16 protein-coding genes are annotated in these 14,002 nt (G+C 50.5%); 6 read left to right on the top strand and 10 right to left on the bottom strand.

The window, feature by feature from the left end:
• Positions 1-14: 14 nt before the first annotated feature.
• Positions 15-695 (bottom strand): urease accessory protein UreF, encoded by a 681-nt coding sequence (locus AACR41_RS08860; RefSeq protein WP_445260568.1) that lies wholly within the window; start codon positions 693-695, stop codon positions 15-17.
• Positions 696-709: 14 nt separating this feature from the next.
• Positions 710-1,993 (bottom strand): serine--tRNA ligase, encoded by a 1,284-nt coding sequence (serS, locus tag AACR41_RS08855; protein WP_030006831.1) that lies wholly within the window; start codon positions 1,991-1,993, stop codon positions 710-712.
• A gap of 405 nt (positions 1,994-2,398) precedes the next feature.
• On the opposite strand from serS, the gene AACR41_RS08850 reads away from it, so the two are divergent.
• Positions 2,399-4,051, top strand: a complete 1,653-nt coding sequence (locus AACR41_RS08850) for an NAD(P)H-quinone oxidoreductase subunit 4 (RefSeq protein ID WP_030006830.1) — start codon at positions 2,399-2,401, stop codon at positions 4,049-4,051.
• A gap of 160 nt (positions 4,052-4,211) precedes the next feature.
• Here AACR41_RS08850 and petF1 read toward each other — a convergent pair whose 3' ends face one another.
• Positions 4,212-4,505, bottom strand: coding sequence for a ferredoxin PetF1 (gene petF1 / locus AACR41_RS08845; RefSeq protein ID WP_012307922.1), 294 nt, complete (start codon positions 4,503-4,505; stop codon positions 4,212-4,214).
• A 363-nt stretch (positions 4,506-4,868) separates the two neighbouring features.
• Positions 4,869-5,162, bottom strand: a complete 294-nt coding sequence (locus AACR41_RS08840; RefSeq protein WP_012307921.1) for a ferredoxin — start codon at positions 5,160-5,162, stop codon at positions 4,869-4,871.
• A gap of 116 nt (positions 5,163-5,278) precedes the next feature.
• Between AACR41_RS08840 and AACR41_RS08835 the strand changes: the two genes are divergently transcribed.
• Positions 5,279-6,238, top strand: coding sequence for a Gfo/Idh/MocA family protein (locus AACR41_RS08835; RefSeq protein ID WP_030006829.1), 960 nt, complete (start codon positions 5,279-5,281; stop codon positions 6,236-6,238).
• 75 nt (positions 6,239-6,313) lie between these two features.
• Positions 6,314-6,949 (top strand): hypothetical protein, encoded by a 636-nt coding sequence (locus AACR41_RS08830; protein WP_030006828.1) that lies wholly within the window; start codon positions 6,314-6,316, stop codon positions 6,947-6,949.
• Here AACR41_RS08830 and AACR41_RS08825 read toward each other — a convergent pair.
• Together AACR41_RS08825 and AACR41_RS08820 are read right to left on the bottom strand one after the other, a co-directional pair.
• The gene (locus tag AACR41_RS08825; RefSeq protein ID WP_030006827.1) at positions 6,946-7,311 is read right to left on the bottom strand and encodes a hypothetical protein; all 366 of its coding nucleotides are present in this window, start codon (positions 7,309-7,311) and stop codon (positions 6,946-6,948) included. The genes AACR41_RS08830 and AACR41_RS08825 overlap by 4 nt on opposite strands.
• Positions 7,312-7,352: 41 nt before the next feature.
• Positions 7,353-8,105, bottom strand: coding sequence for a TIGR00297 family protein (locus AACR41_RS08820; protein ID WP_030006826.1), 753 nt, complete (start codon positions 8,103-8,105; stop codon positions 7,353-7,355).
• 111 nt (positions 8,106-8,216) lie between these two features.
• Between AACR41_RS08820 and AACR41_RS08815 the strand changes: the two genes are divergently transcribed.
• The 3 genes from AACR41_RS08815 to AACR41_RS08805 all read left to right on the top strand — a co-directional run bounded on the left by AACR41_RS08815 (position 8,217) and on the right by AACR41_RS08805 (position 12,506).
• Positions 8,217-8,738, top strand: coding sequence for a DUF411 domain-containing protein (locus tag AACR41_RS08815; RefSeq protein ID WP_030006825.1), 522 nt, complete (start codon positions 8,217-8,219; stop codon positions 8,736-8,738).
• 12 nt (positions 8,739-8,750) lie between these two features.
• A complete protein-coding gene (locus AACR41_RS08810; RefSeq protein ID WP_030006824.1) occupies positions 8,751-10,190 on the top strand; it encodes a multicopper oxidase family protein in 1,440 nt (479 codons plus the stop codon).
• A gap of 84 nt (positions 10,191-10,274) precedes the next feature.
• Positions 10,275-12,506: a heavy metal translocating P-type ATPase gene (locus AACR41_RS08805; protein ID WP_030006823.1), complete on the top strand. Its 2,232-nt coding sequence runs from the start codon at positions 10,275-10,277 to the stop codon at positions 12,504-12,506.
• Here AACR41_RS08805 and AACR41_RS08800 read toward each other — a convergent pair.
• The 4 genes from AACR41_RS08800 to AACR41_RS08785 form a co-directional block, all read right to left on the bottom strand.
• A complete protein-coding gene (locus AACR41_RS08800; protein ID WP_030006822.1) occupies positions 12,490-12,711 on the bottom strand; it encodes a hypothetical protein in 222 nt (73 codons plus the stop codon). The genes AACR41_RS08805 and AACR41_RS08800 overlap by 17 nt on opposite strands.
• 27 nt (positions 12,712-12,738) lie before the next feature.
• The gene (locus AACR41_RS08795) at positions 12,739-13,011 is read right to left on the bottom strand and encodes a YgiT-type zinc finger protein (RefSeq protein ID WP_223209903.1); all 273 of its coding nucleotides are present in this window, start codon (positions 13,009-13,011) and stop codon (positions 12,739-12,741) included.
• The gene (locus AACR41_RS08790) at positions 12,981-13,286 is read right to left on the bottom strand and encodes a DUF4258 domain-containing protein (protein WP_052349656.1); all 306 of its coding nucleotides are present in this window, start codon (positions 13,284-13,286) and stop codon (positions 12,981-12,983) included. Before AACR41_RS08790 ends, AACR41_RS08795 begins: the two co-directional genes overlap by 31 nt.
• A 76-nt stretch (positions 13,287-13,362) precedes the next feature.
• The coding region (locus AACR41_RS08785; protein WP_397427742.1) for a type IIL restriction-modification enzyme MmeI at positions 13,363-14,002 on the bottom strand (640 nt) is incomplete at its 5' end.

The following is a 14,002-nucleotide window of genomic DNA, read 5'->3' as shown; positions in this document are numbered from 1 at the left end:
TTAACCCCTGGGGGTCAACTCCGAAAAAGGCGGGTGTATTGGGTTTCGTGGTTCATACTCGCCAAACTTAAACCCCAGGTACAGGCATAAAGATCCATTTCCGTTTGTGTCACCAAAGTCTCTGCTGTCTCAACAATTAGGGGTTGTAACTGGTAGATGATCCGTTGGCCCTGGGTCTGACCCAAGGGGATCATTTTTACTCCCGCACTCACCAAGTTACTCAGCCAGCTATGGAGATAACCTAAAACGGCCTGGTGCGGCTCAATGTCCCAGAGGGCGATCGCTATCCCAAAGGCGATCGCATAATGGCAGTTTTTGCCGATCTGCTCCCGGCAAGCCCCTAGCTGTGGTCGTTTGTTTTCGTCTAAATCCCCCAATAGTTTCAACAAACTATTGCCCATCTGGATACTTTGTTGCCGGAGTTCCTTGGTTTCCCGCGTCCCATTCAACCAACTATTCCAATACTGCAATTGGGTCAAATCATCAGCGGCGATCGCCTGTACAATCCGCAGCACAACGCTCACTTCAGCGCGGATCGAACCATAACGCAGGTGCAACCCCAACCAATCCTGAAAGCTTCCTATCTCAGAACATCCAGCCGACTCTACCAAATATTCCAAACCCTCCGAATAGTTATAAGCTCCAAGGGGAAAGTTTGAATTAATCAGTTGCCAGAGAATCAGTTGTTGCACCAGTGACCCCGTATGGACTAGAGAAAATCACGCTTAAGGTAGGGCCGCAGCACCTCCGGTACAGCTACCGTTCCGTTCGGTTGTTGATAATTTTCGAGGATTGCCGCCATGGTGCGACCGATCGCCAACCCAGAACCGTTGAGGGTATGGACAAACTGGGTGCCTTTTTTCCCTGCTTCCTTAAAGCGAATCCCCGCCCGTCGCGCTTGGAAATCATAGAAATTAGAACAACTAGAAATTTCCCGGTAGGTGTCTGCGGAGGGAAGCCACACTTCCAGGTCATAGCATTTCCCGGCACTGAAACCGAGATCGCCACTACAGAGTTCAAGAACGCGATAGGGCAGCTTGAGGGCTTGGAGAATCGCTTCGGCATTGGCAACGAGTTTTTCGTGTTCTGCCGCCGAGGTTTCAGGATGGACAAATTTTACAAGTTCGACTTTATTAAACTGATGCAGCCGAATTAGCCCACGGGTGTCTTTGCCATAACTACCTGCTTCCCGCCGAAAACAAGGGGTGTAGGCACAATGGTAAATGGGCAAATTTTCCGCTTCGAGAATTTCATCGCGGTAGAGATTTGTGACGGGCACCTCAGCAGTGGGAGTTAGCCAGAGATCATCGTCAGCACAGCGGAAACTTTCCTCGGCAAATTTTGGCAGTTGTCCTGTTCCAGTAAGGGAGTCACTATTGATCAACACCGGGGGCATTACTTCCACATAGCCCGCCGCAATTTGCTGATCTAACATGAAGTTGATCAAAGCCCGTTCTAGGGCTGCTCCTGCACCGACGAGGCTCACAAAGCGACTTTGGGCAACTTTTACGGAGCGGGCAAATTCGAGGATGCCAAGCTGTTCACCAATTTCCCAGTGGGGCAAGATGTTTTCATTGGTGGGCTTATGTTCTTCTCCCCAGCGGCGCACTTCGACATTTTCAGTTTCGTTGGTGCCCACGGAGGTGCTTTGATCCGGCAGATTCGGCAGCGCTAACAGCAGATTGTAAATTTGGGCTTTGAGTTCTTTTTCCTGGGGTTCGAGGTCAGCGAGCTTTTGTTTGATTTCATTCCCCTCCGCTTTGAGGGTGGCAATTTCTTCGCCTTTGGGATCGGCACCGCCTTTAATCTTTTGGCCGATGAGTTTACCGATCTCATTGCTGCGGGCCTGGAGTTGGCTGCGATCGCCTTCGAGGGTGCGTTGTTGAATATCTAGATCAAGAATTGGTTGAATATCGTATTCTCCCGCTTTACGGGCATCGAGGCGTTCTTGGACAAGGGTCGGATTTTCGCGGAGGAGTTTAATGTCTAGCACGGACTTTGCTTTGCTGCGGTTGAATCACCCAACATTATTCATGATGGGCTAGTAATAATCAATCGAATTCTGCTTGGTACTGTCTCTAGGGACACCCCTCTAGCTCCCCTAACGGAATAGTCACCCTCCGCCTTCGGCACCTCCCTCTAGGGAGGATTTTTAGAACTTTCCAGTGCACCGGCTAATTATCCCCTCCTGGGAGGGGCTACGGGTGGGTTATCAATAACTGACTGAGAACACCCCTCTAACTCCCCCTGCGAGGGGAGAATGGCACCCTCCGGTCTTCGACCACCTCCCTCAAGGGAGGATTTGGGCAGGGGGATTGCGACATTTTGCGGAGAAAGCACACCTCTTTGGTATGATGCTGGGATTCTAAACATTTCTACATATAGAAGCGAACAACTCATGGCACCAGATTTCCCATGGTTGACGGCAATCATTGCCCTGCCAGCTCTTTCGACCCTATTGATCCCGTTGCTTCCTGATAAAGAAGGAAAAACTGTACGTTGGTACGCCCTAATCGTCGGTTTAGTCGATTTTGCGCTGATGTGCTTTGCTTTTTGGCAACATTTTGACCCCCAGGCGACGGAGTTTCAATTGGCAGAAAGTTATAGTTGGCTGCCGTCCTTGGGAATTCAGTGGAGTGTAGCGGTAGATGGAATTTCCGCGCCCCTTGTTCTCCTTGCCGGTTTTGTGACGACCCTCGCAATGTTTTCGGCCTGGCAAGTCAATCAACGCCCCCGGCTTTTTTATGCGTTGATGCTGCTGCTCTATTCGGCGCAGATTGGGGTATTTGTCGCCAAGGATTTATTTTTATTCTTCCTAATGTGGGAGATCGAACTGATCCCTGTGTATCTCCTCGTTTGTATTTGGGGCGGGAAACGCCGTCGTTATGCAGCGATGAAGTTTCTCCTCTACACAGCCGCAGCTTCTATTTTTATTCTCGTTGCGGCCCTGGCCCTGAGCTTAAATCTTCCCGGTGGCCCGAATTTTGACCTGGGGGCGATCGCCCAACAGGATTATCCTCTGGGATTACAAATGTGGCTCTATGCTGGGCTGTTAGTTTCCTTTGGCGTGAAGTTAGCGATTTTTCCCCTCCACACCTGGTTGCCCGATGCCCATGGCGAAGCTTCCTCTCCCGTTTCCATGCTCCTGGCTGGCGTCCTGCTGAAGATGGGGGGCTACGGTCTCATGCGCTTCAATATGGAACTGCTACCCGACGCCCACGTGCGGTTTGCGCCCCTGTTGGTGATTTTGGGGGTGGTCAATATTGTTTATGGTGCGTTTAGTTCCTTTGGCCAGACCAACATGAAACGCCGCCTCGCCTACTCCTCTGTGTCCCACATGGGATTTGTCCTGATTGGCATTGCCTCCTTTACGGATCTAGGGATCAATGGGGCGATGCTGCAAATGCTCTCCCACGGCCTGATTGCGTCGGTGCTCTTTTTCCTCGCTGGGGTGACCTATGATCGCACGAAGACGATGGTCCTTGCGGAGGTGGGGGGCCTTGGTCAGGTTATGCCCAAGGTTTTTGCGATGTTTACGGTGGGGGCTTTGGCTTCCCTGGCACTACCGGGCATGAGTGGTTTTGTGGGAGAGCTCTCGGTATTTGTGGGCCTCGCCACCAGCGATACCTATAGCGCAACCTTCCGTACAATTACGGTTTTCCTTGCTGCCGTCGGCGTAATCCTCACGCCCATTTATCTGCTCTCGATGCTCCGGGAAATGTTCTACACCCGCGAGATGGATCTCAGTTGCGATCTTGGTCAACCGACCAATGTGGCGATCGCCGGGAATGCCCCCGTGTGTTTTGGGAATGACTGCGTATTACCGAGCAATGCCATTTATGAAGATGCGCGACCCCGGGAAATCTTTATCGCCACTTGTTTTACCGTTTGGATTATCGGCGTGGGACTCTATCCGAAACTGCTGATGCAAATGTACGATGCGAAAACCCAAACCCTCAATACCAGCGTGCGTCAGGCCCAGGCGATCGCCAAGCAACCCAGCGAACCCATCGCCACTTTACAAGCCCCAGAATTAAGCCCCCTGCGCTAAATTTGTGTGCAGTTTTCAATGAAGTAATATCCCTAAGTCCCCGATCCGTCGGGGATTTTTTTGTGCTTGAACCCGAGGCGCAAAAAAATAGAAGCGCTTCCCAGGGGAAACACTTCTAAATGTTCTATTTATCTAATTGCCCAAGGTGGGCCGAGAAATTCTAGTAGAGTTCTTCCTCTTTGTTAGTTTCGATGGTGACATCAGATTGAGGATAAGCAATACAGGTCAGAACGTAACCTGCTTCAATTTGATCATCATCGAGGAAGGACTGTTCGGATTGGTCAACAGTACCGGAAACGATCTTACCAGCACAGGTGGAGCAAGCACCGGCACGGCAGGATGCAGGAAGGTCATAACCAGCATCACCGGCGGAGTCTAGAATGTATTCATCATCGGGAGCGTCGTAGGATACTTCGCCGTCGGGAGTGATGAGTGTAACCTTATATGTAGCCATTAGTGTTTCCTCTGGTGTAACAGGGTGTTTACAAGGATTTCATCCGGCCATTCGAGAGTGTGCTTGGGCCTAAGCCTTGGGCAACCCACTCAATGCCTTCTGAAATTGATGGATCATTTTCTGATGATAAAGGAAAACAAAAGAGAACGAATGTCGCATTAGGAATGAAGTTAGCCCACACACTTTATATAAGACTGGCTTATGTCTTTTGGAGCAACAAAATTAGGGCAATAGAAGAATCCCTATAGCTTGCAAATCCGAGTGCTTCAGCGACCTAAGTCATGGAATGTGGTTATCGCCCCTTGTCATCTTCCTTTAAAACTGCATCAGGAATACTTATGCGATCGCCGCTGGATCGCCCAATTAGTAGAGATCTTCTTCTTTGTGAGTCTCGATCACACAGTTAGATGTGGGGTAAGCGATGCAAGTGAGCACATAACCTGCGGCCACCTGTTCAGGGCTGAGGAAATTTTGATCACTCTGGTCAACGGTGCCCGAAATCAGTTTCCCGGCACAACTAGAACAAGCCCCGGCCCGACAGGAATAGGGAATATCGATCCCTTGGTTTTCGGCTTCGTCGAGGATATACATATCATCGGGAACGCTGACGGTATATTCACCTTCGGGGGTTTTCAGAGTAACTTCGTAACTTGCCATTGCGGTAATGTAATTTTGCAACTAGGGTTTTCAGTTTCCATTAAACCCGTTTGGGGGCTCCGGGAAAATACCTGCCCCAGCAAGCACACAGCAGTTTGAGGAAAAAGTGTTAGGCGATGGCAAAATTTCGAGTGGGCATTGTCGGTACTGGTTACGCAGCTAAACGGCGGGCAGAGGCCTTTTTACGGGATGGACGGGCAGAACTAATGGCCGTGGCGGGTCAATGGCAAACGGCACGGGAGCAGTTCGCCAGCAACTATGATTTAGCGGCGATCGCCTCCTGGGAAAACCTGATCCAGCGGGACGACTTGGATTTAATCGTTGTGTGTACGGTCAACCGACGCCATGGGGCAGTGGTGCGGGCGGCCCTCGAAGCGGGTAAACATGTAGTGGTGGAATATCCTTTATCCCTCGATCCCACCGAAGCGGCTGAATTGATTCAACTGGCCCAGGCGAAAAAACGACTCCTCCATGTGGAGCATATTGAACTGTTGGGGGGACTGCACCAAACGATTCGGCAGACCTTACCGGAACTGGGCGCGATCGCCTATGGCCATTACATTACCCTTGCTCCCAAAGCGAAAACCCTACCCCACTGGACATATCACTACGAAGATTATGGTTTTCCCTTTGTGGCGGCCCTGTCGCGGGTGAACCGATTGCTGGATCTCTTTGGCACGGTCGAAACAGTCACCGGGGCGGCCCAATTTCTCCCGGCAGAGTTGCCCGGCTACTACCAAAATTGCCTCTGTACGGCGCAACTGAAGTTTCAAAGTGGTGTGATTGCCCATCTCACCTACGGTAAAGGAGTCTTGATCCCCACAGGCGATCGCCGTTTTAGTCTCTATGGCGAAAAAGGCACTTTAGAATTCAACGGCAACCAAGGCATTCTCACCCAAGGCGATCGCCAAACAAACCTCGATGCGGGCAGTCGGCGCGGCGTCTTTTTGCAGGATACGGTGGCGGTGCTGGATTATTTAACCGCAGGCAAACCCCTCTACATTCAGCCAGAACAAAGTTTGTACGCTCTCCAGGTGGCCGCCCAAATCCAACGGGCTGCCCTGGGCCAAACCTAAATATTTCCCCGACTTCGCCGCTCTCGGCCCAGGCCGCTCGATAAAATAGAGTCACGATTTACCCTGGGGAAAATTATGGTTGCGTTGTTCTCTGCCCAACACAGGACAAAATTTTGGGGGCCAGTTCTGCTGCTGACTTTGATGCTGCTGAGTAGTTGTGGTGGTGGTGAAAATTCCCCAGAGGAGGCCGTTGTCCCTGAGTCTCAACCCCTGCCCACGGAAGAAATCCCCGTAGAAAATGCGCCCCAAGTTCCTAACGCGAAAAATAACAATAGCCCCCCCAAAGATAATCTGGTGGTGCAGGGGGAGCCGATCCAAAATGCGCCCGCCGACAGTGCCGCCCCCAAGATCACCAATAAAACGACCCTAGAGGCCGGGGCCTATTGCTACCGCACCGAAGAGCAAACCATCCAGGCGATCGCCGAACTGCTCGTAGAACCCACAAACGATGTCAGCGGCACCCTAGAAGCGACGATTACCAACGATGAAGCAGGCTACTACACTTCCTACAATCAAAGAATTGCCGGGGTCTTGGACACAGAAACCCTAAGCGCCGCCGTTGTCACCAACATTGAAAACGATGTGCAAAACTCCCAGGAAACCTGGACGTTGAATCGCAATGTGTTTAGCAATGGCCGGGATATGAACCTGAAGCGGGTGAGTTGCGAAGAAATTATTGCCCTGAAAGCTAACCGCAAAAATAGTCCCTAATGGCTGTGGTCATGGCTGGGTTCTGCCAGCGGTGCAGCGGTGGGCATCGTTGAGTTTTCGCTCGGTAAACTGTGCTGGTGGGGCTGGTTGAGAGTCATATTTTGCCGCCCAAAGGAATAAAGCCCCATGGAAACGGCCCCCACACTCAAGGCTCCCATGGAAACCAGGCCACAGGAGATCACCCCCATCGCCACAACTCCTAGGGAAATAATGCCGTGGGTGGCAACCCCAATCGCAACGATCCCGTGGGCAGAGATACCAATCGCAATGGTGCCGTGGGCGGAGATGCCAATGGAAAGAAATTTGGTTTTCGAGAGGGGAGAAGGCTTGGTGATTTGGGTTTCTGGGTTAAAAGTCGTCATCAGTACTGCACAAAATAATTTTTAAAAAGAGGATTTAAAACCTAAGAAGTTACCGCCCAATATAACGAAGCTAAGGCGATCGCCACCGTTGCCCCCACCAAAGTATTGAGAATGTTCACCACCTCATTGGTAAGAACCGCAAATTTTTCTTGAACCGTTGCGCCGATTACGCTTTCGATATTCGTCGCCACAAAAGCCGCTACCACACACCAGAAGATTCCCAGAGGATCGATTAAGCCGACCCCATACCCCACCAAGGCGATCGCCACCGAAGCCACCATCCCAGCTAGGGTTCCTTCTAAGCTCACGGCCCCTTCTGTGCCCCTAGGGACGGCTTGGAAAGTGGTGATTAAAAATGTGCGTTTCCCGTAGGCTTTACCCACTTCACTGGCGCTGGTATCCGAGAGCTTTGTGCAGAAACTCGCCACATAACCGAGCAAGAGTAGAGGTTGAATGGTTTCTGGCGCAATTAGAGTGCCCAGGGCGCAAATAGTGCCAATTAAGGCCGAACCCCAAACATTTTCTGGCCCCCGCAAGCCGCCCCGACCTTCAGCGATCCCGGCAGCTTCTTTAATGTTTTTGCCAATTTTTGTTACCCCGACCCCCACGAGGAAATAAAACATCACCACCCCGTAGCCCTGCCAACCGAGACAACCCCACACCAACACCCCCAACAGCCAAGCGTGGAGATAACCCCAGGAGGTTAGTAACTTTTTCGGCACTAAAAAGGCAAACAAAATCAGGGTTGAATTCAAGGCGATCGCCACAACCCAATTGTTTGTTAGAACGTCCATCACAAAAACCAAACTTACTTTTCAATATCTTATTGAATCGCCTGACCCCGTTGACTTTCTAGCTGAGGGGAGAGTCTATGATGAAAGTAAATTGTATTTGCGGTGTTAGTAATGGTGAAAAAATCTTGGTTTGCTGTCGGGGCGATCGCTCTTTTACTGGGTGTTGGTGGGATCGCGGCCTTTAGTCAATCCCAGGCCCAGGGAGATCAACGCCGCCTTGTTGAAAGTCAAATACCGGTGCCCAGCCAGGCGATCGCCGCAGAGGTTTACCGGACGCCCACCTGCGGTTGTTGTGGTGCCTGGGTGCATCATGCTGAAGCCAATGGTTTCACCTTTACAGACAACATCCAGCCGGATATCACCGCCATCAAAGAACAATTTGGCATCACCCCAGAACTTGCGTCTTGTCACACCACCATTGCCAATGGTTACGTGTTTGAGGGTCATATTCCCGCCGCCGATATTCAACGGTTTTTAGCAAATCCTCCTGCCGATGTGCTTGGGTTAACGGTGCCAGGAATGCCCATCGGCTCTCCGGGGATGGAAGCAGGCGATCGCCAACAGCCCTACCAAGTTCTCGCGCTCCATGAAGATGGTACGACTTCTGTCTTTCAGGAATATCCAGGTAATTAAGGGTTACAGACAATGGGCATTAAGCGGCGTGAGTTTCTCGGTTTAACGGCCTTGGGCGCAACGGGAGCATTGCTTTGGCAGGGGCGCAATCTCCTGACGGGAAAAACCTCTAGCCCTTTGGCGGCAACAGCATCAGAGATTTATCGCAGTGAGGGAGGTTCCCTGGAAATTAACCTCGAAGCCCGCTATGAAGATGTAATCCTTGGGGGAGAACCCACGCGCAACATGATGACCTACAACGGTCAGCTCCCTGGCCCTCGCCTAGAAGTTCAACCGGGCGATCGCCTAATTATTCACTTTAAAAATAGCCTCGATCAACCGACAAATCTACACTTCCACGGACTGCATCTTTCCCCAGAGGGCAACCAGGATAATGTATTCCTCCACATCGAACCAGGGGAAACTTTTCACTACGAACTGGAAATTCATCCCCAACAGCGGGCTGGCACTTACTGGTACCACCCCCACCACCATGGTTTTGTCGCCGAACAGTTATTTCAGGGGTTAGCTGGGCTGATCGTTGTGCGGGGGGACTTGGATGAACTGCCAGAAATCCGTGCCGCCCAAGAGGAATTTTTCGTTCTCCAGGATTTTAACCGTGATCGCCCACCCCAAGGAATGATGGGCTCCCACATGAATTTGATGGCGGGTCGAGAAGGGAATCTAATTACGGTCAATGGCCTTTTTCACCCAGAAATCGCTGTGACCAAAGACCTGGTGCGGCTGCGTTTGCTAAATGCGTCCCCCTCGCGGTTCTATCGTCTCCAACTCTATGGCCAAAAGTTAATGCAAATTGCTGGAGATGGTGGTGCTTTTTCTCAACCCCTGGAGCGGGATGAATTACTTTTAACCCCAGGTCAACGGGCGGAGGTGCTCATCAAAACCCAGGATCTACCGAAAACGCCGATCCATTTACTCAACCTTCCTTATCAACGCGCCCAGATGGGGATGATGGGCCAGCAATACAACAATGCCACTGTGGCGATCGCCGATTTTACCCCCAGTGCTCAAACCTTCGCCCCGGTGCAAATTCCCGCCCAATTAATTTCCGTTGAACCTTTACCGGAGCCGAGCCGAACCCGTCGTTTTACCCTGAACCATGGCATGGTACCAGGACAGGGAATGGCTTTTTTGATCAATGGGGAAGCCTACCGGGATCAACCCCAAACCACCGTCCGCTTGAACGATGTGGAGGATTGGGAAATTGTGAATACGGGCACAATGGATCACCCCTTCCATGTCCATGTGAATGGCTTTCAAGTGGTGAGCCGCAACGGTGTACCGGAAGAAAATATTGCCTGGGCGGATACGGTATTGGTGCGGGTCGGGGAAACGGTCAAAATCAGAATCGCTTTCCGGGATTTTGCAGGGAAGACGGTTTACCACTGTCACATTCTCGACCATGAAGACCTCGGCATGATGGGCCAATTGGAAATTCTACCCGCTTCATAAAACGTGAAATTGCGGCCTTGACTCTCCAGTGCACTAGAGCTTTTATCCTGGAGCCAGCACTTGAATCATCGAGGAAAGTTCGCCATGGAAGCCCGCCAGTTTCAGATCAAAGGGATGGGCTGTGCTGCCTGTGCCACCACCATCGAAACCGCCCTCCAAAAAACCGCCGGGGTACAGGTTGCCCAAGTGAATTTTGCTGCCGAGCAGTTAAGGGTGGAATTTGACGGCAGCCAACTCAATGGCGAAACCCTCCAGCAGGTGGTCAGTGATGCGGGCTATGAAGCAATTCCCCTCATGGCAGGCGATCGCCAAAGTCAGTTAGACCAACAGGAACGGGAACAGGCGCGGCAACTGCGCCAACTCAGCCGCAAGGTTTGGTTGGCGGGAGCCTTAAGTGCGGTGCTAGTAATCGGCAGTCTGCCGATGATGCTAGGAGTCAATATTCCGGGGATCGCCCATTGGTGGCACAATCCTTGGTTGCAGTGGGCCTTAACGACGCCGATTATGGTTTGGCCGGGCCAGGGCTTTTTTACAGGGGCGTGGAAAAGTCTCAAAAATCGCACCGCTGACATGAATACCCTGGTGGCTCTGGGGACGGGGGTGGCCTATGGCTATTCGGTGCTGGCGACGGTGTTTGCGGCCCAATTCCAGACTTGGGGTTTGACGGGGGATGTGTATTTTGAAAGTGCGGCGGTCATTATTACCTTGATCCTCTTGGGGCGCTTTTTAGAACGACGGGCAAGGGGGAAAACGGCGGCGGCAATTCGTGAACTTATGGGCCTCCAGGTGAAAACGGCGCGGGTGCTGCGGGGCGAAACTACCGTTGATATTCCCGTAGAAGAGGTGCAGGTGGGCGATCGCCTGTTGATCCGACCGGGGGAAAAAATTCCGGTGGATGGCGAAATTTTAGAAGGGGATTCTACCCTCGATGAAGCTTTGGTGACGGGGGAATCGCTGCCCGTGGAAAAAACCGTTGGCGATCGCGTCATTGGTTCGACGTTGAATAAAACAGGCCGTTTGATCCTAAAGGCGACCCATGTGGGGGAAGATACGGTTTTGGCGCAGATTATTCGCCTCGTCCAGGAAGCCCAGGGGAGCAAAGCACCGATCCAAAAGTTAGCGGATCAAGTGACCGCTTGGTTTGTGCCCGCAGTGCTGGTGATTGCGCTGGTTACTTTTAGCCTTTGGGCGATCGCCGGTAATCTTTCCCTGGCGATCACAACCCTGGTGAGCGTTTTGATTATTGCTTGTCCCTGCGCCCTGGGTTTAGCGACGCCCACCTCGATCATGGTCGGTACGGGGGTTGGTGCCCAGCACGGCATTTTGATTAAAGATGCCCAAAGCCTCGAACTTGCGGCTCACCTCAGTACTATTGTCCTCGATAAAACGGGTACCCTTACCCAGGGGAAACCCAGCGTCACCAACTGCCACAGCCTGATTGATGAGGCGCAACTGTGGTCTTGGGTCGCCAGCGTGGAACAATCTTCGGAGCATCCCTTGGGGGAAGCAATCTTTCAGCACGCCCAAGCAAAGGATATTCCCCTCGTGCCCCTGGAAAATTTTCAATCCCAAACGGGGCAAGGGGTACAGGCCACAATTCAGCAGCAAAATATCTACATTGGTACGGCCCATTGGCTACGGGATCTAGGCATTGACACAGCACAATTACAGGCCCAGTCAACAGCCTGGCAAAACGAAGGGAAAACGGTGATTTGGGTCGCCATTGACCAGCACCTCGCGGGCCTGATTGCCCTGGCTGACCAGCTTAAACCCACTAGCCCCAACGTCGTCAAACAGTTGCAAAAACTGGGTTTAAAGGTTGTCCTGCTCACCGGAGATAATCCCCGCACCGCCGCGGCGATCGCCAAACAGGTGGGCATTGATCAGGTGCAAGCAGAGGTGCGCCCCGACCAAAAGGCTGCTGTGGTGCAACAGTTCCAAAGCCAACGGGAAGTAGTCGCCATGGTGGGAGATGGCATTAATGACGCTCCAGCCCTGGCCCAGGCGGATTTAGGGATTGCCATCGGCACGGGCACCGATGTGGCGATCGCCGCCAGTGATCTCACCCTCATTTCTGGGGATTTAGCCGGGATTTTAACGGCGATTAAACTGAGTCGCGCCACCCTCCGCAATATCAAACAAAATCTCTTTTTCGCCTTCTTCTACAATGTCGCCAGTATTCCCATCGCTGCGGGGATTCTCAGTGCTTGGGGGATTTTCCTGAACCCGATGATCGCTGGGGCGGCCATGGCCTTTAGTTCTGTTTCGGTGGTGACCAATGCTCTACGTTTGAAAAAAGTTAGTCAACGGCTTTAAGGTTCACTGGATGACAATTATAGATTTCTTCACGGTTCAAGAATCCACTTACTTCAATGGGTCTTTCTGTAAGTGCTTCTAAGATGTCTTTTTCTTGATGATAAGAGGTGGTTTTTTTCAGTTGATTTTTAGACTTGAAAGCATTAATGATGACTTGAAGTTGATTAATTTGTTCAGCAGCCAATCCAGTAACATCAAATTGCATAATCCTTCCATTGATCAGAACAAGATTCTAAGAAGCGGCTTGATAGGAGAAAACGTCCATTGTGATTGTTCTTGCTGGCTGTTGATCTTCATGGAGCATTTTGCGGATTTTTTCTGTTGTTTCACGACTAAAAGTTTCTTCTCCGCACTGTTGGCAGACTTCCACAGGGATATTTTCAACTAAATAAAATTTACCGTTGATTTGAAAAACTTCACTGGTCACTTCTTGTTTTGAATGCTTAGATTGGCAGACATGACATTGAAACATTTCTACTTTCTCCTTATTTTGTAATTGTCCCATTCGTTTAAATCTGGTTCGTATAGAGTGATTATTTTTAATAAATTGGTTTCCAATTTTGAAACTTGTAAATGTAAAGCGCGATTATTATAGGTAAATCCAAGCAAAAGACAACTAGGGGAATATTTATCGTCAGGGTAATCTTCAATGATTTCTATGGTGTCGGCTATTTCTTTTAACTCTTGTTCACTGATATTTCTTTCAACTGCCCGTTTAAAAGCATGACGACTAAATTCAAATTGTCCTTTTTTGAGCTTATGTTTAATTTGATCGATAATCATTTTTGGCCATAATTCCGAATCATAAATTGAGAAATAAAACGTTTTATTAGATTATAGAATTTGGTTGAACTAATTATTTTAGTGGGTTATCGATCGCCCAGGGGCCAACTATATTTTCGCCATTTTTTTCTTTTTCGGCCAGGGCAAGGTTCAAGTCTAAAAGTTTTTCGAGAATGTCGTCGTCTTTTTTGAAGCCGTAGGCTTTGAGCACAAGGGCATCAAGCTTTTTGTGGAGTTTATAGAGTTGGCTGGCAGGTTCGTCGAAAAAGGCGTTGTAAAGTTTGGTGATCCCCCATTGTTTGGCTTCCATTTGGGCGGTGCGGTAGTCATGGAGATCGATCATCGCTTGGCGGATCTGTTGGGTGAGTTTTGCGCTCGCAGTCTGGGGAAAGGGAAAGGTTTCAAAACAAGTATTGTGGGTGTAACGGGTATCACCTTTGAGGGTAGAGCTTTGGGCCTTGACCCATTGGCGATGAACATCTGATGTCAAAATTCCCAACACATAAAAATCATCCGAAGCCACAACAGTTGTTGAATCAGCAGGAAGCCAATCTAATTTACAAGGAATAAAAATAAACCATTTAGAATGTCTAGGAACTGCAAAGTAAAGAGCTAGTAACTCGATTGCTTGACGCATTGCAGGCCTAGCTCTTGGAAATAACCACCAGTATTCCCTAGTTTTTTGATCTCTGTTATTTTCACGCTGAGGCTTA

The organism is Picosynechococcus sp. NKBG042902 (genome assembly GCF_963864045.1).
GTDB lineage: Bacteria > Cyanobacteriota > Cyanobacteriia > Cyanobacteriales > MRBY01 > MRBY01.
This window is presented reverse-complemented; position numbering and strand designations above follow the sequence as displayed.

Excerpts from the sequence above, each read along its gene's own strand:
- AACR41_RS08850 (WP_030006830.1), top strand. The coding sequence starts at position 2,399 with ATGGCACCAGATTTCCCATGGTTGACGGCAATCATTGCCCTGCCAGCT.
- petF1 (WP_012307922.1), bottom strand. The coding sequence starts at position 4,505 with ATGGCTACATATAAGGTTACACTCATCACTCCCGACGGCGAAGTATCC.
- AACR41_RS08840 (WP_012307921.1), bottom strand. The coding sequence starts at position 5,162 with ATGGCAAGTTACGAAGTTACTCTGAAAACCCCCGAAGGTGAATATACC.
- AACR41_RS08835 (WP_030006829.1), top strand. The coding sequence starts at position 5,279 with ATGGCAAAATTTCGAGTGGGCATTGTCGGTACTGGTTACGCAGCTAAA.
- AACR41_RS08830 (WP_030006828.1), top strand. The coding sequence starts at position 6,314 with ATGGTTGCGTTGTTCTCTGCCCAACACAGGACAAAATTTTGGGGGCCA.
- AACR41_RS08825 (WP_030006827.1), bottom strand. The coding sequence starts at position 7,311 with ATGACGACTTTTAACCCAGAAACCCAAATCACCAAGCCTTCTCCCCTC.
- AACR41_RS08820 (WP_030006826.1), bottom strand. The coding sequence starts at position 8,105 with ATGGACGTTCTAACAAACAATTGGGTTGTGGCGATCGCCTTGAATTCA.
- AACR41_RS08815 (WP_030006825.1), top strand. The coding sequence starts at position 8,217 with ATGGTGAAAAAATCTTGGTTTGCTGTCGGGGCGATCGCTCTTTTACTG.
- AACR41_RS08810 (WP_030006824.1), top strand. The coding sequence starts at position 8,751 with ATGGGCATTAAGCGGCGTGAGTTTCTCGGTTTAACGGCCTTGGGCGCA.
- AACR41_RS08805 (WP_030006823.1), top strand. The coding sequence starts at position 10,275 with ATGGAAGCCCGCCAGTTTCAGATCAAAGGGATGGGCTGTGCTGCCTGT.
- AACR41_RS08800 (WP_030006822.1), bottom strand. The coding sequence starts at position 12,711 with ATGCAATTTGATGTTACTGGATTGGCTGCTGAACAAATTAATCAACTT.
- AACR41_RS08795 (WP_223209903.1), bottom strand. The coding sequence starts at position 13,011 with ATGGGACAATTACAAAATAAGGAGAAAGTAGAAATGTTTCAATGTCAT.